The following is a 17,098-nucleotide window of genomic DNA, read 5'->3' on the forward strand; positions in this document are numbered from 1 at the left end:
AAAATTTCCAAGGCCAATGCCGAAGGACGTCTGCTGCGTGACAACGTCTATGGCAGCATTGATGAAGATGCCGAGCGCCGTGACTTTACTGTTAACGCCCTCTACTACGATATCAGTGATTACTCTATCCGCAGCTACGGTGGCGGCATGGAAGATCTCAACGATGGCGTGCTGCGCCTGATTGGCGATCCCGACACCCGCTATCGTGAAGACCCGGTACGAATGATCCGTGCCGTGCGCTTTGCCACCAAACTGAATATGCGGATTGAGGAAGTAACCGCAGCGCCCATTCGCAAGCTGGCACCGCTGCTTAAAGATATTCCTGCAGCGCGCATGTACGAAGAAGTGCTCAAACTCTTCTTTGCCGGCAAAGCCCAGGCAAACCTGCAGATGATGCAGGAATATAATCTGTTTGCACCACTGTTCCCGCTGCTGGATGACATGATGCGCGAAGCGCCCAAGGGCGACTGTGCCCGCATGGCCAGCCTGGTGATGCGCAGTACAGACCTCAGGATATTGGAAGACAAACCCGTTACTCCGGCCTTCTTCTACGCTGCGCTCTTGTGGTATCCGCTTAAGCGCCGTGCCGAAGAAATCGCCCACGAAAGTGGCCTGACCTTGTATGACGCCTACTTTGCCGCCATGGGCGATGTGCTTGAACAACAATGCCAGTCTATCGCTATCCCCAAGCGCTTCAGCGTGCCTGCCCGTGATATCTGGCAACTGCAACTGAGATTCGAGCGCAGTCAGGGAACCCGCGCTTTCAAGCTGATGGAAAACCCCAAATTCCGCGCCGCATATGATCTCTTGTTGATGCGTGCCGAAATCGAAGGCGGCAGCCTGAAGAAATCTGCTCTGTGGTGGCAAAATTTTGTTGAAGCCTCAGAAGACGAGCGTGGTGAAATTGCCCGCAGTGGCGCCAAGTCTGATGCTCCGCGCAATCGCAAACGTCGGGTCCGCCGTCGCCCTCGCAGTGAAGCTGGCCAAAATGAAGGAACCAGGGAACATCGCGGAAGCGAAGCATGACACAGGTTTTCGTGGCTCTCGGCGCCAACCTCGCCGAGCCAGTGAGCCAGTTAAACAGGGCCTGTGAGGCCCTGTTGTCTTTAGCCGCACCGGGCAGTTTTTCCGTGTCGCCCTATTACGCCAGTAAGCCAATGGGCGAAGTGCTTCAGCCTGACTATGTCAATGCCGTGGCGAGTTTCGATACCGAGCTTACGCCACTCGCTTTGCTGGATGCCCTGCAAGCCATTGAAGCGCAGCAGGGGCGAGAGCGGCTGATTCGTTGGGGAGCCCGTACTCTGGATTTGGATCTGCTGCTGTACGGCGACATGATGATGGAAAGCGAACGCCTTACGCTGCCCCATTACGGCATGAAAGCACGCAGTTTTGTGTTGGTGCCTCTTGCAGATATCGCACCGTCATACATTCTGCCGTGTGGCACGCCGGTCGCAGCACTCATCTCGACCTCAATGCGCGATGAACTTCAACCATTGACCAGCGAAGATTGAAGTCCGACCTCAGTTGGCTTATAACTCCATGTCTCAACCGTTGTTAGAAAGAAGATTATGTCCAAAGTCACCACAGCAACCCTGCTGAAATACAAGCAGGAAGGGAAAAAGTTCACGGCACTGACCGCCTATGATGCCAGTTTTGCCGGCGCCTTTGACAGCGAAGGCGTCGATGTGTTGCTGGTTGGCGACTCACTGGGCATGGTGCTTCAGGGTCACAGTGACACACTGCCTGTGACCGTTCAGGATATTGCCTATCACACCCGCTGTGTGCGCCGCGGCATTGAGCGCGCGCTGCTTATTGCCGACATGCCTTTTATGAGCTATGCCACCCCTGAGCAGACCATGGCCAACGCCACTGTGCTGATGCAGGCCGGTGCAAATATGGTAAAGCTGGAAGGCGGCGAGTGGCTGCTGGAAAGCGTAAAAATGCTTACCGAGCGCGGCGTGCCAGTGTGTGCGCATATTGGCCTTACGCCCCAGTCAGTGCACGTATTTGGTGGTTTTAAAGTGCAGGGTCGTGATGCCGACAATGCCCAGCGTATTCTGAACGAAGCCAAGGCGCTGGAAGCCGCCGGTGCCCAGCTGCTGGTGATTGAATGCATTCCTGCCACACTGGCCAAAACCATCAGCGAAGCACTGACCATTCCGGTTATCGGCATCGGCGCCGGTAAGGATACCGATGGTCAGATTTTGGTGATGCACGATGTACTGGGGATCTCCAGCGGCTATATTCCCCGCTTCTCCAAGAATTACCTGAAGCAGACCGGTGAAATTCGCGCCGCTGTGCGCGCTTATATCGAAGAAGTGGCCAACGGCAGCTTCCCCGGCCAAGAACACACTTTTAATTGAGACACAGATGTACACAACCGCTGTAATCGCTGAAATCCGTGCCCAGGTGCGCGCATGGCGCGCCAAGGGCGAAACCGTGGCGTTTGTGCCCACCATGGGTAATCTCCATGCAGGCCATATCACCCTGGTTAAAGAGGCCAAGCGCCGAGCCGACCACGTAGTGGCCTCTATCTTCGTCAATCCCATGCAGTTTGGCAAAAACGAAGATCTGGACGCCTATCCGCGCACCCTGGCTGACGATCAGGCAGGCCTTATCAGCGCAGGCTGTGAGCTGCTGTTTACCCCAACGCCGGACATCATCTATCCCAAAGGGCTGGACGCCCAGACCTTTGTTGAAGTGCCCGGCATTTCAGATGAACTGTGCGGTTCCAGCCGTCCGGGCCATTTCCGCGGTGTAGCTACCATAGTACTTAAGCTGTTCAATATAGTGCAGCCTGATGTGGCGCTATTCGGTCGCAAGGACTTCCAGCAGCTGTTGGTGATCCGAACCATGGTGGAAGACCTGTCACTGCCAATTGAAATTGTTGGCGTAGACACAGTGCGCGAACCCAGTGGCCTGGCCATGAGTTCACGCAATGGCTATCTGAACGCAGATGAAAAAAGCCGTGCAGCCGCACTCAAGGCTGCGCTGGATGAACTGGCAAACAGCATTGGCGCCGGCACTCAGATTACGCTGGCCATAGATGTGGCTAATCAACGACTCATTGATGCCGGTTTCCGCCCTGATTATCTGGAAGTGCGCAGCGCCACCACTCTGGCTCCAGCCGTCGATTCCGACAAAGAACTGGTGGTGCTGGCTGCCGCCTACATGGGCAAAGCCCGACTGATTGATAATCTGGTGTTTAAACGCTGATGATGGCGCTGATAGAAAAAAGGGAGCCCGGCTCCCTTTTTTGTTTGGCTTTCACTGGCTTAAAAACAGCAAGTCCATACATTTTCTGGATATTTAACGCTTACTGAGTCATATTACAGGCTGGCATACTCAAAACAGCCCGGACGTTTTGGCCTGCCTGTTATTCTTCAAGTTCATAAGGATGTACCGCCATATGAGAGCCATCGCCCTGTTTCTGTTATTTGCCCTGCCCCTGTCAGCGTCGGCGGCCGATACCATTTACAAGTGCATCAAAGGTGATCGGGTTGTCTATTCCCAATCTGTGTGCCCTACCGAGTACAACCAGCGTGAGCTTGAATTTGAACTGGGTCTCACCCGTGAAGTCGACTCAGATCGCCTCAAAGATCCTGACGATCCCCTCATGGCATTGATGAGCGGCAAAACCATCTCCACTGAAAAGCTGTTGCTGCTAATCGACGGTGAGATTTACCGCCTGAAACAAGAAAACAGCTACATTGAAATTCTGCGCACCAGTGAAAAACAAAAGCTCGACCGCAAGCGCTTTTGGCGCGGCGCACCGGAGAATGATCCTGCATTTTTAAAAGAAATGGATGAAATGAATCAACGCTTCAACAACCTGAAGACCAACAATGAAGGGACAATCAGCCTGCTCAAAGAGCGGCGCCAGCAAGTTGCTGACGCCGAGAAAGAAAACGACAAACCCTGATCAGCTTCTAAGGCCTATGCCTCTGGAAATCAGGTAATAGGCCAGATACCAAAGCCCCGCGCAAAAGCCCAGCATCACAGCAAACGACAGCCACAGACTCAAATCCGCTATGCCCAAAAAGCCATAGCGAAACAGGTTTATCATGTAGACCACCGGATTCATGGCCGACACACCACGCCAGAAGTCAGGCAACAGGGACAGCGAGTAAAACACCCCGCCAAGGTAGGTCAGCGGCGTCAGCACAAAGGTCGGAATAATGCTGATATCATCAAAGCTCCTGGCAAACACCGCATTGATAAGGCCTCCCAGTGCAAAGAGCACCGAGGTCATAAACACGGTCACCGCCACCAGCGCCAGATGCTGCACACTCAAATCCACAAAGCACATAGCTACCAGAGTCACGATAAAGCCCACACACAGACCGCGGGCCACACCGCCGCCTACATAGCCGGCTATCATCACATAGTGTGGCACTGGCGCGACAATCAGCTCTTCAAGGTTGCGCTGAAACTTGGCGCTGAAAAAGCTTGAGGCCACGTTGGAGTAAGAGTTGGTGATAACCGACATCATGATAAGGCCCGGCGCGATAAACTCCATGTAGCTCACGCCGCCCATCTCGCCGATGCGGCTGCCCACCAGATTACCAAAAATGAGGAAATACAAGGTCATGGTGATGGCGGGCGGCACCAGAGTTTGTACCCAAATGCGGGTGAAACGGGTGATTTCCTTAATCAGAATACTTTTGAATGCGGTCAGGTACAGGGCCTTCATGATGCGGTTTTCTCCTCCTGCAACCTGGGTTGAGGCTTGTTTTTGGCGCCTTCCACCAACGCCACAAACAACTCTTCGAGGCGATTGGCCTTATTGCGCATCGACAACACTTCTATGCCTTGGGCAGACAACCGGGCAAACAGTTGGTTGAGGCTGTGATCTTTGGCGATATCCACTTCAAGGCTGTGACCATCGGCCAGACGGCACTGGATGCCTTCAAGCGCCGGTGCGCTCTGCAGTTCCTGGCGGATGTCCAACACAAAGGTTTCCATATTCAGCTTGGAGAGCAGCTTTTTCATGCTGGTGCATTCCACCAGCTCCCCCTTGTCAATGATACCTATGTTGCGGCAGAGCATCTCGGCCTCTTCCAGATAGTGGGTGGTAAGAATAATGGTCACGCCCTGACGATTCAGCTCAGTCAAAAAGCTCCACATGGAGCGACGCAGTTCGATATCCACTCCGGCAGTGGGCTCATCCAGAATTAGCAATCTGGGCTCGTGCATCAGGGCACGGGCAATCATCAGGCGGCGCTTCATGCCACCAGAGAGTTGACGTGAGGGGCTATTACGCTTATCCCATAAATCCAGTTGTTTGAGATACTTTTCGGCACGCTCCAGCGCAACCGGACGGGTCACGCCATAGTAACCCGCCTGATTAACCACAATTTGCAGCACGGTTTCAAACTGGTTGAAGTTAAACTCCTGAGGCACGAGGCCAATGCAAAGCTTGGCGGCTTCAAGTTCAGTGTCGAGATCGTGGCCAAACACCTGCACCTTGCCAGCGCTCTTGTGTACCAGCGAGCTGATAATGCCGATGGTGGTGGACTTGCCAGCCCCATTGGGACCAAGCAGGGCAAAGAAATCGCCCTGAGCCACTTCGAGGCTGATGCCCTTCACCGCTTCAACGCCACCCTTGTAGGTTTTTTTAAGCCCCGCAATGGCAAGCGCGGCTGCTGTGTCTGTCATCTTTATCCCCCAACAACAGGCTTAAACCAATTCAATTGAAACAAAAACGGGGGCCAAGCCCCCGAACTGCAACTGCACAGATGTTATTCCAGTGGGATTACTTTGGCGATATAAGGCAGATTGCGATACTGCTCAGCATAGTCGATGCCGTAACCCACGATAAACTCGTCAGGAATGGTAAAGCCGACGAAATCCACGTGTACATCCACTTCGCGGCGCTCGGGCTTATCGAGCAGAGTGCACAGCGCCAGGCTCTTTGGCTCGCGTACCATCAGCAACTCGCGTACCTTGGACAGGGTGTTACCCGAGTCAATCAGATCTTCCACGATCAGCACATCGCGACCGGCGATATCTGACTGCACATCCTTGAGGATTTTCACGTCACGGGAGCTGGACATGGCATTGCCGTAGCTGGAAACGCACATAAAGTCGATTTCCACGTGGCCATGAATACGGCGACACAGATCCGCCATAAAGACCGCAGAGCCCTTGAGCAGACCTACCATCAGCAGGCGTTCGCTGTTTTGGTAATGGGCGTTAATACGCTCGGCCAGTTCATTGAGTTTTTGGTCAATCTCGGCGGCCGAGATCATCTCTTCGATGGTGTGTTTCATAATACTCTCAATTATCAGATGCTTGTGTGGCACCTTCGCCACCATAGCCCCAGCGGTTGGTCAGGCTGTGGTCTATGCCCAAATGGTCAAGTATGCGTGCGACGAGGAAGTCTACCAGATCCTGCACCGATTTGGGATTGTGATAAAAGCCGGGCGCTGCCGGCATCACCACAGCGCCAAGCTGGGTCAGCTTCAGCATGTGTTCCAGGTGAATGGCGTTGAAAGGGGTTTCCCTTGGCACCAGCAGCAGCTTGCCACGCTCCTTGAGCACCACATCGGCGGCTCTTTCCAGCAGGTTATTACTCATGCCGGTAGCCACTGCTGCCAGCGTGCCGGTGGAACAGGGGCAAATCACCATCTGCTTTGGCGCCGCCGAACCCGAGGCCGGTGGCGAGAACCACTCATCCTTGCCAAGCACAATAAGCTCGCCATCATCGCAGCCAAGGAAACTGCGGATCTGCGCCTCGGCCTTTTTACCATCGGCCGACAGCTTCAGTCCCTCCTCGGTGGCAAACACCACACGGGCGGCGCTGGATACCATCAGAAACACCCGATATTCGGCCTCCAGCAGGCACTTCAGCAAAGTCAGACCATAGGGCGCACCGGAAGCACCGGTCCAGGCCAGGCTGATGCTGTTTTTCTTTGGTGTCAATGGCCGAAGCTCACTCATGAATCTTCCTCGTTAACGCTTATCTGCAATCCCAGCGATAGCCAGCTTCAACTTGCCATGAATACCGCCAAAACCGCCGTTACTCATCACCACCAGCTGATCGCCGGGACCCACTTCAGCGGCAACCTTAGCCACCAGGGCATCAATATCATAGTCCACATCCACCGGCAGTGGCGCTGCGTCCATGGCCTCGCGGATATCCCAGCCAATATTGTCGGCCTGATACAAAAATGCCTTGTCAGCCAGCGCCATGGAACGTGCCAGAGTATCCTTGTGCACGCCGCGCTTCATGGTGTTGGAACGGGGTTCCAGCACCACCAGAATACGGGCGTTGCCGACCTTGGCCCGAAGGCCCTTCAAGGTAGTCTCAATTGCGGTAGGGTGGTGAGCAAAATCATCGTACAGGCTCACACCAGCCACCTCACCCAGCAACTCCAGACGGCGCTTGGGCGGGGCAAAGTCTTTCAGTGCGGCAATTGCAGCCTCAGGCTTCACCCCAACGTGGCGCGCGGCCGCAATAGCCATAACGGCGTTTTCCATGTTGTGGGCGCCGATGAGTTGCCAGTCGAGCACGCCCTGCACCTGTGCACCAAACAGCACCTCAAACTCGTGGCCATCGGCCGCCAGAGGCCGCACCGACCAATCGGCGCCGTCGTTGTGACTGAAGCTTTCCTGCTCGCTCCACAGCCCCTTTTCCAGAACCTCGGCCACCGCCTTGCTGTCTTTAGGCCAAATCACCTTGCCTGTGCCGGGCACAGTACGAATGACATGGTTGAACTGGCGCTGAATATCGGCAAGAGAATCAAAGATATCAGCATGGTCGAACTCGAGATTATTAATCACCAGGGTGCGCGGCTGATAGTGAACAAACTTGGAGCGCTTATCGAAAAAAGCACTGTCGTATTCATCTGCCTCCACCACAAAGAAGGGGGAGTTACCGAGGCGCGCCGATACCCCAAAGTTTTGCGGCACGCCACCAATCAGAAAGCCCGGCTCATAGCCGCAGGATTCCAGAATCCAGGCCAGCATGCTGGAAGTAGAGGTTTTGCCATGGGTACCGGATACCGCGAGCACCCAGCGGCCCGGCAGTATATGATCGCGCAGAAACTGAGGCCCTGAGGTATAGGCAAGGCCGTTATTCAGCACGGCTTCAACGCAGGGGTTACCGCGGCTCATGGCATTGCCAATCACCACCAGATCCGGCGCAGGCTCTAGTTGAGATGGGTCAAAACCCTGAATCAAATCAATGCCCTGCTCTTCAAGCTGGGTACTCATTGGCGGGTAGACGTTGGCATCTGAACCCGTGACCCTGTGGCCCATGGCCCGCGCCAGCAGCGCCAGGCCACCCATAAAGGTTCCGCAAATTCCGAGAATATGTACGTGCATAGATACTGTCCATAGCGGCCTTAAGGCCCAACGCAATGAAAAATCAGCGTCATTGTACCTTCGCCCCCCCCCAAACGCGAGCTTGACTCGGTCAATGGCATTGACCTAACGCACAAAAAAATTTCGCCGCGAGCCCCATGGCAGGCTTGCTGTGCCAAAGATAAAATGCTCGCGATTTAACACTTGCTGTATTCACCCCAACCTTCTGTTACCGGAATTCAACCCCATGCCGTTTTTGCTGCGCCCCCTGGCACTGTCACTGGTTTGCCTGCTGTTTTTGCAGGCCTGTGTTGCCCCTATGCTGCTGCTCTCACCCCAGAGCCAGTTGTTATGGGCTGTGCTCAAACCCTTGGTCGGCCTCGACCCCAATCAGGTAAACCTGCTTGAGCAACCCATGATTAAAAGCCGCCTTGAGCCCATGCTGGGTGAGCATTACGGCACTGCAGTAAAACTGCTGCAAACCGCCAATGAACTGCAACAGGAAGGCCCTCTGTTCTACATGGTGTCCCGCTATACACCAGTACCTGAAATGGCTGAAAAAGCAGGTTTTGTTTGGAACAGCGACACCAACCAAATGGCTGTAATGTTGATAAAAGGTGATGTAACTCAGGTGTTTGCTGAACCATTGCAGCAAGCCGTAAAAGACAAAATGGGTGAGGTTGCCCCAAGCTGGCCTGCCGAACTGGCAGAATACAGCAGTCCGGAGCGCCTGCAGCAAAAGGTGCTTGAAAAAGCCACCCAGGCTGTGACCGAAAGCGTTACTCAGGGAGTGACACAGGGTGTCGACAAGGCTTTGGGAGAGAACACCCCGGCCAGCGTCAAACAGGCAATTACCAACCAGGTCACCAATGACCTGAGCAAAGAAGTGGACAAAGCGGCCGGTACTGTAAAGTAAGCCCGAACGATATATCTACCTCAGCGCCCCTGGGGCAGGCACAGCCTGCCCTTTTTGTTGCCCGAAGAGCGTAACGCCAAACACTCAACACAGTAGTTGACGCTTTTGACAAAACCACCGAGCAGCGACAGACCTGAGCGTACGTTCATGATGGGGTGAAATCTTGCAGACAATACAGACACTCTCACCGTCAACGGGAAAGAGTCAGCACAGTGATTGGTGTTTTTGGCAAAGCCGCCGAGCGGCGACAAACCTGAGCGTAGCAGCGCTACGTGATGGAGTGGCGCTGTGACGGCAATACCGCCAAAACGCCAATCACGCAGCTGAAATCAGTAATCAAAGCCGGGCTGGGCTTTTACTCCTGATTCAAACGCATGCTTCACACAGTCAATCTCACTCACAGTGTCAGCAAGCTCCAGCAGTTGCCGGTGGCAATTACGGCCTGTGACTATCACATGTTGCATTGGCGGACGGTTGTTAAAGGCGTTGAGCACCCTGTCCAAATCCAGATAGTGGTAACTGAGCATATAGGTGAGTTCATCGAGCAGGATCAGGTCAATCGTCTCATCCTTGAGCCAGATTTCAGCTTGTGCCCAGGCTTTTTCGGCGGCCTGAGTATCGGTTTCACGGTTTTGGGTCTCCCAGGTAAAACCGGTAGCCATCACTTCGAAGGGCACGCCAGCGCCTTCCAGCAGCTTGCGCTCACCGCAATCCCAATTGCCCTTGATAAACTGCACCACCGCAGCTTTTTTGCCATGACCCACAGCGCGCACTACAGTACCAAAACCAGCGGTGGTCTTGCCTTTACCGTTGCCGGTAATCACCATCAGCACGCCCTTCTCTACGTTGGCGGCGGCCACCCTTGCATCCACAGCCTCTTTCACCTTCTGCTGGCGAGCCTTGTGGCGCTCATCACTCCGGGGTTTGGTGTTGCTATCAGTCATTCTGCTTCCTGACAAATTATCGTGTTGAAAGTGATAAAAAGATGGCCTTGAGCCGGCTCATGTCCAGATGCTGCTCCAGGGTATCGGCCAACCGATTAAGCTGCTGCTCTCGATGCTCGTCCAATGAAATGGCGACCTCTTCTCCCCGATACCCCGCCCAGCCGAGCACTGCATCCAGCGCCGCTGGCGTATCAAAAAGACCGTGCAGGTAAGTGCCGAATATGGCGTTATCATCACTCACACAGCCTCTGTCTGATACAGGGTTCCCTGCTTCATCGGTCAAAAACAGTGGCCTGGCAAGCTTACCCAGCACACTGGTGTGGCCGCAGTGGATTTCATAGCCTTTGACTGTCACGGGCTTTTTGTCCAACGTCAGCTCACCGTTCACATTGGCCAGCACCTTGCCCGACTTAAGCTCGGTGATAAGGGGCAAAAGCTCGAGGCCGTCTGAGCTGCCCGGTGAGTCTTCTATGCCTTGTGGGTCGTCGATTTCCAGCCCCAGCATCTGATAGCCGCCGCAAATACCCATCAGTTTACCGCCGTACCTCAGGTGCTTTCGAAGCGCCTTATCGAACCCCTTCGCCTTGAGGCACCCGAGATCCGCCCGTACATTTTTACTGCCGGGCAGAATCACCAGATCAGCACCCGTCAGCGCATCCGGGCTGGCGCTCTGGATCTGCAGATAATCAAAATCCACCCCGGGGTGCAGCCGCAGCGGGTCAAAGTCGGTGTGGTTGCTGGTTCTTGGATACACCAGTACCCGCACTTTCAAACGCTCGTTCTGGCTGGCACCGACTGACAATGGCACCAGCGCATCTTCGGCATCCAACAGTAAATTGTGGAGATAAGGCACCACGCCCAGCACCGGCTTGCTGGTATGGGCCTCCAGCCAGTCGAGCCCGGGTTTGAGCAGAGTTAAATCGCCTCGAAAACGGTTAATCACAAAACCTTTTACCCGCTCACGCTCCGACCCGGACAAGAGCGCCAAGGTGCCCACCAGTTGAGCAAATACGCCACCTTTATCAATGTCTGCCACTAAAATCACCGGGCAATCCACCGCCTCGGCAAAGCCCATATTGGCAATATCGTTTTCACGCAGGTTAATCTCGGCAGGGCTGCCGGCACCTTCCACCAAAAGGCAATCATATTGCCCGCACAATCGTTGATGGGAGTCCAGCACAGCCTCCATCGCCATGGTTTTATAACCTTTGCCGGCAGGACCAAAAAACTCGGCAGCCTCCAGATGTGTTAACGCCTTACCCTGCACAATCACCTGAGCGCGGCTGTCTGAAGCTGGTTTGAGCAGGATGGGATTGAAGTCTGTGTGAGGGGCAAGTCCGCAGGCCATTGCCTGCAAGGCCTGAGCGCGGCCAATCTCGCCACCATCCTGAGTGACGGCACTGTTGAGCGCCATATTCTGTGGTTTAAACGGGGCAACCCTGATGCCCTCACGGGCTAATATTCTGCAAAGACCCGCAACCAGGGTGGTCTTGCCGGCGTCCGAGGCGGTGCCCTGGATCATGAGTGAAGCGCATGCCATGGGTTATCCTCCCATTTTAGGCAAACTCGTATTGCTGTTGAGCTTTACCGGTTCATCCTTAAGGCTTAACGGCAGTCCGGCCACCACCAGGGTAACCCGGTTGGCCAGGGCTGCGATGGCCTGATTAAGCCAGCCGGCCTCGTCCACAAACTGCCTGCTGAGCTCACCCAGGGGGACTATGCCAGAGCCCACCTCATTGCTGATAAGGATAAGCTGTCCCTGAAATCCTGCCAGTGTTGCAATAAGCTGATGACAGGACTCACGGACACTATTTGGGTTGGAAACCAAACATTGGCTGAGCCACAGCGTTAAGCAGTCTACCAGCACCGGCTTATTGCAGGTTGAGAGTTGCTCAAGTTGCTGTGACAAATTGTAATGCTCTTCAATCAGTTGCCATTTAACGCCAGTATTGGCTCTGTCTTCTTGATGGCGTTTGATGCGCTTATGCATCTCGTCATCACCGGCAAGTGCGGTGGCAAGATAAATGCCATCATCCGCCAGTTGGCGGACACAGTGTTCGCCAAAACGGCTTTTACCACTGCGGGCACCGCCCAAGACCAAATGGATCACGACCTGCTCCACAAAAGCAGCAGCACCAGATAAAGAACAAGCTCCAGGATTTGCTGGCTGGCGCCAAGAGTATCGCCGGTATAGCCGCCAATATGGCGCTTTTGCCAGCGCCCGAGCAGGGTTCGTGTCACAAACAGCACGGCCAGAATCACCAGGGTGGCACCGATACCTGTCAGCAGCAAACACACCACTGCCGCGCTCAGCATCAAAAACAGCACTTCATCCCAATGCATTGATTGCGCCAGTGGCTTGGTTTTGCTTGCTTCATCTGCACGGGCATAGCTGTGGCTGAAGATAAAACTGGCGGCAAAGGCGCGACTCAGGGTATGACCTAAAATCAGCGCGCCGACCACACTGGAAGCAGAGTACAGCGCCAGTTCACTGAGCAACTGAAACTTCAGCAACAGCGCCAATACCAACGCCAGAACACCGTAGCTGCCAAGACGGCTGTCTTTCATGATGTCAAGCTTACGCTCTCGCTCAAAAGCACCGCCAAAGCCATCGGCGGTATCGGCAAGGCCATCTTCGTGAAAGCCACCGGTAAACAACACAGAAGTCACCATTGCCAACACCACGGCAATACTGGGTGGAAACGCCAATTGGGCGACATAAAACACCAGCGCCGACACCAGTCCCACCAGGGTGCCCACCAAACCAAAATAGCGGCTGGCACGGCTAAGCCCCTCCAGGCTGTACTCCAGGCGCACCGGCACCGGAATACGGGTAAAAAAGGTGAGCGCCAACAAAAATGACTCGAGTTCACGCTTGAACGACATACAACTTATACCTTCTCAATACCGGCATCATCAAAGCTGGCCATTTCCCGGTAGAAATTGGCCGCTGCCTGCACCAGGGGCAACGCCAGTGCGGCCCCAGTCCCTTCACCAAGACGTAACCCCAAATCGAGCAGGGGTTCTGCTTCAAGGTGTTGCAACATCAATCCGTGGGCACGTTCGCCCGACTGATGAGCAAAAATCAGATAATCACGGCAATGCGGATGCATTTTTACCGCCGCCAGCGCCGCGGCACCGGCAATAAAACCATCAACAAGCACAGGTACCCCAAGCTCTGCTGCAGCCAGCATTGCCCCTGTCATCTGCACAATTTCAAAACCACCAACGCTGGCGAGGATAGAGGTTGGACTGTTCAGGGTATCCATGTGCAACAACAATGCCTGTTCCACCAGCATTTGTTTGCGTTTAAGGGTCGCGGCATCCACACCTGTGCCACGCCCCACACAATCCCGGGCCTCAAGTCCAAGCAGAGCTGCCATTACAGCCGCAGCGCTGGAGGTGTTACCTATGCCCATTTCCCCCAGACCAATCAGATTGGAGCCTTCGGCAACATGAGCCTTTACCCGCTCGCGAGCCAAATTAAGGCCGCGCTCCACTTGCCCAGGGGTCATGGCGGCACGTTTATGGATAGGCCCTGTGCCGGCACCGAGACGACAATCAGTAACCCCCAGACTGACTTCAGGCGCACTGAGCATACCCGCATCAATAATTTCAAGCTGCCAGCCAAGCTGGCGACAAAAGACATTGATGGCAGCACCACCGGCGGCAAAATTGGCCACCATTTGCGCCGTCACCTCAGGCGGCGCTATGGATACGCCGGCACTGGCAATACCATGGTCAGCGGCAAACACCAACATGGCCGGACGGCTTATCTGTACATTATCACCCAGCACACGGGCGAGCTGAGCCGCGAGCACTTCCAACTGCCCAAGCGCGCCGGGCGGCTTGGTTTTACCATCGATTCGCGCCTGAATGTCCGGCGCCCCTGTCTTGTCCGGCGGTGTTATGTCAAACATTGCCTATCCTTATTTCCCGCTGCTTTGCCACCGGTCAGGTGCCTTTGCGCCTCAGCAATAACAACAGGAAAAAACCACTGCCTATCACGGCGGTAATCACGCCCACAGGCAACTCCTGCGTAGGCAGCAGCGAGCGGGCCAGCACATCCACCCACATCATAAACAGGCCGCCCATCAGCACTACTATCATAAGCGACTGACGCCCGGGAAACATCAGCCTGACTGTGTGCGGGATCATTAAACCGACAAAACCAATACCACCACAACTGGCCACCAGCACAGCGGTCATCAATGAACACATCAGTAAACTGATTGTTCGCAATTTAGCGACCGGCACTCCCAGCCCATGGGCGGTTTCGTCCCCGGCCGACAGCGCCAGCAATTGTCGCCGCAGCACCCACAAAAAGCCAATGAACACCCCAAAAATGGTCCAGGGCAACCAAAGCAAATCCCAACTGGCGCGGGCAAAACTGCCAAGTGTCCAGAAAAGCAGCGACGCCGTCACCTGCGGACTGGAAAAATACAGCAGCAAACTGCCAAGGGCACCGAACAAAAACGAAATGGCCACCCCTGAGAGCAGCATGCGCTCCACCTGACTTTGCAGCCCGAAACCACTTAACGCCAGCACCAGCAGCACCGACGCCGATGCACCGGCAAAGGCGCCCAGCGGCAAGCTGATACCATCCGCCAGCGCCATAAAGCCACCACCCAGCAGGCTGCCCAGACTCATTACCACAATGGCACCGAGGGATGCCCCCGAGCTGATGCCAAATAAGTAAGGGTCAGCCAGGGGGTTTCGGGTCACCAGCTGCAATGCCCAACCGGCCAACGCCAGCCCTGCACCGCACACAAAAGCCAGCAGAATGCGTGGCAATCTGAGCTCCAGCAAAATCCGGCTATCGAGATAAGGCACATCTTTTGGCTGCTCCCCAATCAGGGCATGCAAATACACTGACATGGCATCAGTAAAATGAATGTCTGCTGCGCCAAAGATACTGGCCAGCGCCGGAGACACCAAACAGGCCAGCAACAGCACAGCCAGCAAATAGTCGTGGCGCTCAAGGGGCGTAAACAGAGCGCGAATCCCCGTCATATATGCGCCCCCTGGTTTCTGTCGTAACCGTAAAAGTAATGAATAAGCGGCTTGCCATGCTGTGGATGGGGCTCAACGGTGCAGCACACCCCAAACACCTCGCCGAGCAGGGATTCTGTAAGTACCTGCTCTGGCGCGCCTTTGGCAATCAGCCGGCCGTGATCCAGCAGCAGCAACTCATCACACAGGGCGCTGGCCAGGTTTAAGTCATGGATAGTACAGAGCACAAACACATCGAGCCGCTTCAGCAGCTCAAGCACTTCAATTTGATAGCGCACATCCAAATGACTGGTCGGCTCATCGAGAATAAGTATTTTGGGCCGCTGCACCAGCGCCCGTGCAATCAATGCCCGCTGCTTTTCGCCGCCGGAGAGTTTACCAAAGGGCTGCTTGCCGTATCCCTCAAGCCCGACCTTGGCCAGCGCTTCGGCCACCGCCTTTTTATCGGCCGCGCTGTCTGCGCCCAGCCAACCCTTGTAAGGGATCAGCCCCATTGACACAACAGCCTCAGTGGACAAATCAAATACTGGCGGTAACTCCTGGGGCACTACTGCCACCAGCCGGGCAAAAGCCTTGCGCGAGAATGTCTCTATGCCCTGACCATTTAGCAGGACAGTGCCGCAATCGGGACGAATATAGCGGTATAAACAGCGCAACAAAGATGACTTGCCCGCGCCATTGGGGCCGATAACGCCGTACATGCCACGGCCATTCAGGGTAAAGCTGAGCGAGTCCAGCAGCGCCCGGCCATTAACCTGCCAGCACAGCTCATTCACCGTGATGGAGGTGGTCATAACAGAAGATCTCCCGCGGTATTGCCCGGGGGAGCAAAGTAGATTTGCATAAAACTCCTCCGGATAACCCGTCCGGATCTATGGGTTAGGTTTCTACAGGTAAAGGCAGGTATTCTGACTCGAAGGCTCATTTTCAAATAAAACAAGCACCTCACACAGTTGCGGGCACAGTCCGGGCTGGTACCAACAGCTACTCCCCGGTTCCCTTTTCACGTCGGGTTGGCTTGGCCCCCGACACCTTTACCCAATAATGTTCAACTTCATCATGGCGGCAAAACTGCCAGGGTGATGATTATCCGCGCTTTAGGGCTGAAGTTCCATATTCTGCCAAATAACTTGCCCCTGCCAGCCCTGTGCAGTGGCAAACCAACGGGTACGGACACAGGCGCCATAAGGTATCTCAAGCCTGTTATAAAAACCGGCAACGCCATCAGCTCCAAGGATTGAAGCCATGGTGCGGCGAATAACACCGCCATGGGTCACCAGCCACAGCCGCTCGCCATCCTGCACATCGCAGAGAATCTGACCAATAACTTCATCGACCCGCGCTTCGAAGGCCTGCATGGTCTCGCCGTTGGGGGGCAGCTGTTTTTTGGCATTCTGGCCCCAGGGGTCCTGCCACCAGGCTTCCATGGGCTCATGCTGCCACAGCTCGGCAAGCTTTCTGCCATCCCAGTCGCCAAAGTCCATCTCGGCAAGGCCGGGCTGCAATTGCACCGCTTGACCCAAAGGCAGTGCCATCGCCTCGGCAAGCTCAAGGCAGCGACGCCGCGGGGAGCTGAAAATGGCATGGGGCACAGGCATGTTGGCAGCGCGCTCTGCAATGGTCTGGATTGCCGACGGCTCTGGGGCGCTGTCGGTTTTGCCCCGCAGCACACCCTCATCTTCACAGTTGCCGTGACGCCAGAATATCAGCTCACAGGAAATCATATCGGCGCTCGCCTCTGGTTGTTTATCCGCACTGTTTTCCGCACTGTTTTTTCGCACTGTGGCCTGCTTGAGCGTTACTTGCTCCGGGGCGCGCTTTTCGCGTATTATGGACGTCTATACGTATAAATGTCCAAATCAAATTTCTGCCCCGGCCAAAGGCTGCGCAGAAATCCAGCGCAGCAGCCTCGCCATAG

General features: G+C 55.0%; 19 protein-coding genes and 1 riboswitch. Of the genes, 6 read left to right on the plus strand and 13 right to left on the minus strand.

Going from position 1 to position 17,098, the window contains the following annotated elements; all coding sequences use genetic code 11:
- From pcnB to ABYK60_RS01820, 5 genes are all read left to right on the plus strand, one after another.
- Positions 1–1,026, plus strand: a 1,026-nt coding sequence (pcnB, locus tag ABYK60_RS01800; protein WP_372870212.1) for a polynucleotide adenylyltransferase PcnB, incomplete at its 5' end; no start/stop codon positions are given.
- Positions 1,023–1,511, plus strand: coding sequence for a 2-amino-4-hydroxy-6-hydroxymethyldihydropteridine diphosphokinase (folK, locus tag ABYK60_RS01805; protein ID WP_372870213.1), 489 nt, complete (start codon positions 1,023–1,025; stop codon positions 1,509–1,511). The genes pcnB and folK, both read left to right, overlap by 4 nt.
- A gap of 57 nt (positions 1,512–1,568) precedes the next feature.
- Positions 1,569–2,363 (plus strand): 3-methyl-2-oxobutanoate hydroxymethyltransferase, encoded by a 795-nt coding sequence (panB, locus tag ABYK60_RS01810; protein WP_372870214.1) that lies wholly within the window; start codon positions 1,569–1,571, stop codon positions 2,361–2,363.
- Between the two features lie 7 nt (positions 2,364–2,370).
- On the plus strand, positions 2,371–3,216 hold the full coding sequence (panC, locus tag ABYK60_RS01815) for a pantoate--beta-alanine ligase (RefSeq protein ID WP_372870215.1): 846 nt from the start codon (positions 2,371–2,373) through the stop codon (positions 3,214–3,216).
- Between the two features lie 193 nt (positions 3,217–3,409).
- Positions 3,410–3,922 (plus strand): DUF4124 domain-containing protein, encoded by a 513-nt coding sequence (locus ABYK60_RS01820; RefSeq protein ID WP_372870216.1) that lies wholly within the window; start codon positions 3,410–3,412, stop codon positions 3,920–3,922.
- On the opposite strand, the gene ABYK60_RS01825 is transcribed toward ABYK60_RS01820, so the two are convergent.
- From ABYK60_RS01825 to mpl, 5 genes are all read right to left on the minus strand, one after another.
- A complete protein-coding gene (locus ABYK60_RS01825; protein ID WP_372870217.1) occupies positions 3,923–4,693 on the minus strand; it encodes an ABC transporter permease in 771 nt (256 codons plus the stop codon).
- Entirely contained in the window at positions 4,690–5,658 is a 969-nt protein-coding gene (locus ABYK60_RS01830; RefSeq protein WP_372870218.1) for an ABC transporter ATP-binding protein, read from the minus strand. The genes ABYK60_RS01825 and ABYK60_RS01830 overlap by 4 nt, the downstream gene beginning before the upstream one ends.
- An 83-nt stretch (positions 5,659–5,741) precedes the next feature.
- Positions 5,742–6,272, minus strand: coding sequence for a hypoxanthine phosphoribosyltransferase (gene hpt / locus ABYK60_RS01835; RefSeq protein WP_126165908.1), 531 nt, complete (start codon positions 6,270–6,272; stop codon positions 5,742–5,744).
- A 7-nt stretch (positions 6,273–6,279) separates the two neighbouring features.
- Positions 6,280–6,942, minus strand: coding sequence for a flavin prenyltransferase UbiX (locus ABYK60_RS01840; protein WP_372870219.1), 663 nt, complete (start codon positions 6,940–6,942; stop codon positions 6,280–6,282).
- 12 nt (positions 6,943–6,954) lie between these two features.
- Positions 6,955–8,328 carry a UDP-N-acetylmuramate:L-alanyl-gamma-D-glutamyl-meso-diaminopimelate ligase gene (gene mpl, locus ABYK60_RS01845; RefSeq protein WP_372870220.1) on the minus strand — a complete coding sequence of 458 codons (1,374 nt, stop codon included), beginning with the start codon at positions 8,326–8,328 and terminating at the stop codon, positions 6,955–6,957.
- Between the two features lie 226 nt (positions 8,329–8,554).
- On the opposite strand from mpl, the gene ABYK60_RS01850 reads away from it, so the two are divergent.
- Positions 8,555–9,223, plus strand: coding sequence for a hypothetical protein (locus ABYK60_RS01850; protein ID WP_372870221.1), 669 nt, complete (start codon positions 8,555–8,557; stop codon positions 9,221–9,223).
- Between the two features lie 329 nt (positions 9,224–9,552).
- Here ABYK60_RS01850 and cobO read toward each other — a convergent pair whose 3' ends face one another.
- From cobO to ABYK60_RS01890, 8 genes are all read right to left on the minus strand, one after another.
- Positions 9,553–10,167 carry a cob(I)yrinic acid a,c-diamide adenosyltransferase gene (gene cobO, locus ABYK60_RS01855; protein ID WP_372870222.1) on the minus strand — a complete coding sequence of 205 codons (615 nt, stop codon included), beginning with the start codon at positions 10,165–10,167 and terminating at the stop codon, positions 9,553–9,555.
- A 16-nt stretch (positions 10,168–10,183) separates the two neighbouring features.
- On the minus strand, positions 10,184–11,707 hold the full coding sequence (locus ABYK60_RS01860) for a cobyric acid synthase (protein WP_372870223.1): 1,524 nt from the start codon (positions 11,705–11,707) through the stop codon (positions 10,184–10,186).
- Positions 11,708–11,710: 3 nt separating this feature from the next.
- A complete protein-coding gene (cobU, locus tag ABYK60_RS01865; protein WP_372870224.1) occupies positions 11,711–12,277 on the minus strand; it encodes a bifunctional adenosylcobinamide kinase/adenosylcobinamide-phosphate guanylyltransferase in 567 nt (188 codons plus the stop codon).
- Entirely contained in the window at positions 12,274–13,053 is a 780-nt protein-coding gene (locus tag ABYK60_RS01870; RefSeq protein ID WP_372870225.1) for an adenosylcobinamide-GDP ribazoletransferase, read from the minus strand. The genes cobU and ABYK60_RS01870 overlap by 4 nt, the downstream gene beginning before the upstream one ends.
- 5 nt (positions 13,054–13,058) lie before the next feature.
- Positions 13,059–14,087, minus strand: a complete 1,029-nt coding sequence (gene cobT / locus ABYK60_RS01875; protein ID WP_372870226.1) for a nicotinate-nucleotide--dimethylbenzimidazole phosphoribosyltransferase — start codon at positions 14,085–14,087, stop codon at positions 13,059–13,061.
- Between the two features lie 34 nt (positions 14,088–14,121).
- A complete protein-coding gene (locus tag ABYK60_RS01880) occupies positions 14,122–15,180 on the minus strand; it encodes a FecCD family ABC transporter permease (RefSeq protein WP_372870227.1) in 1,059 nt (352 codons plus the stop codon).
- Complete coding sequence (locus ABYK60_RS01885) at positions 15,177–15,974, minus strand: ABC transporter ATP-binding protein (protein WP_372870228.1); 798 nt, start codon at positions 15,972–15,974, stop codon at positions 15,177–15,179. The genes ABYK60_RS01880 and ABYK60_RS01885 overlap by 4 nt, the downstream gene beginning before the upstream one ends.
- Before the next feature lie 86 nt (positions 15,975–16,060).
- A riboswitch (cobalamin riboswitch) is annotated at positions 16,061–16,231 on the minus strand.
- 46 nt (positions 16,232–16,277) lie between these two features.
- Positions 16,278–16,961, minus strand: coding sequence for a histidine phosphatase family protein (locus ABYK60_RS01890; RefSeq protein WP_372870229.1), 684 nt, complete (start codon positions 16,959–16,961; stop codon positions 16,278–16,280).
- Between the last annotated feature and the right edge of the window lie 137 nt (positions 16,962–17,098).

Source organism: Shewanella sp. (genome assembly GCF_041630135.1).
GTDB lineage: Bacteria > Pseudomonadota > Gammaproteobacteria > Enterobacterales > Shewanellaceae > Shewanella.

Bases quoted from the DNA above. Each gene is read 5' to 3' on its own strand.
- folK (WP_372870213.1), top strand. From the start codon at position 1,023: ATGACACAGGTTTTCGTGGCTCTCGGCGCCAACCTCGCCGAGCCAGTG.
- panB (WP_372870214.1), top strand. From the start codon at position 1,569: ATGTCCAAAGTCACCACAGCAACCCTGCTGAAATACAAGCAGGAAGGG.
- panC (WP_372870215.1), top strand. From the start codon at position 2,371: ATGTACACAACCGCTGTAATCGCTGAAATCCGTGCCCAGGTGCGCGCA.
- ABYK60_RS01820 (WP_372870216.1), top strand. From the start codon at position 3,410: ATGAGAGCCATCGCCCTGTTTCTGTTATTTGCCCTGCCCCTGTCAGCG.
- ABYK60_RS01825 (WP_372870217.1), bottom strand. From the start codon at position 4,693: ATGAAGGCCCTGTACCTGACCGCATTCAAAAGTATTCTGATTAAGGAA.
- ABYK60_RS01830 (WP_372870218.1), bottom strand. From the start codon at position 5,658: ATGACAGACACAGCAGCCGCGCTTGCCATTGCGGGGCTTAAAAAAACC.
- hpt (WP_126165908.1), bottom strand. From the start codon at position 6,272: ATGAAACACACCATCGAAGAGATGATCTCGGCCGCCGAGATTGACCAA.
- ABYK60_RS01840 (WP_372870219.1), bottom strand. From the start codon at position 6,942: ATGAGTGAGCTTCGGCCATTGACACCAAAGAAAAACAGCATCAGCCTG.
- mpl (WP_372870220.1), bottom strand. From the start codon at position 8,328: ATGCACGTACATATTCTCGGAATTTGCGGAACCTTTATGGGTGGCCTG.
- ABYK60_RS01850 (WP_372870221.1), top strand. From the start codon at position 8,555: ATGCCGTTTTTGCTGCGCCCCCTGGCACTGTCACTGGTTTGCCTGCTG.
- cobO (WP_372870222.1), bottom strand. From the start codon at position 10,167: ATGACTGATAGCAACACCAAACCCCGGAGTGATGAGCGCCACAAGGCT.
- ABYK60_RS01860 (WP_372870223.1), bottom strand. From the start codon at position 11,707: ATGGCATGCGCTTCACTCATGATCCAGGGCACCGCCTCGGACGCCGGC.
- ABYK60_RS01870 (WP_372870225.1), bottom strand. From the start codon at position 13,053: ATGTCGTTCAAGCGTGAACTCGAGTCATTTTTGTTGGCGCTCACCTTT.
- cobT (WP_372870226.1), bottom strand. From the start codon at position 14,087: ATGTTTGACATAACACCGCCGGACAAGACAGGGGCGCCGGACATTCAG.
- ABYK60_RS01880 (WP_372870227.1), bottom strand. From the start codon at position 15,180: ATGACGGGGATTCGCGCTCTGTTTACGCCCCTTGAGCGCCACGACTAT.
- ABYK60_RS01885 (WP_372870228.1), bottom strand. From the start codon at position 15,974: ATGACCACCTCCATCACGGTGAATGAGCTGTGCTGGCAGGTTAATGGC.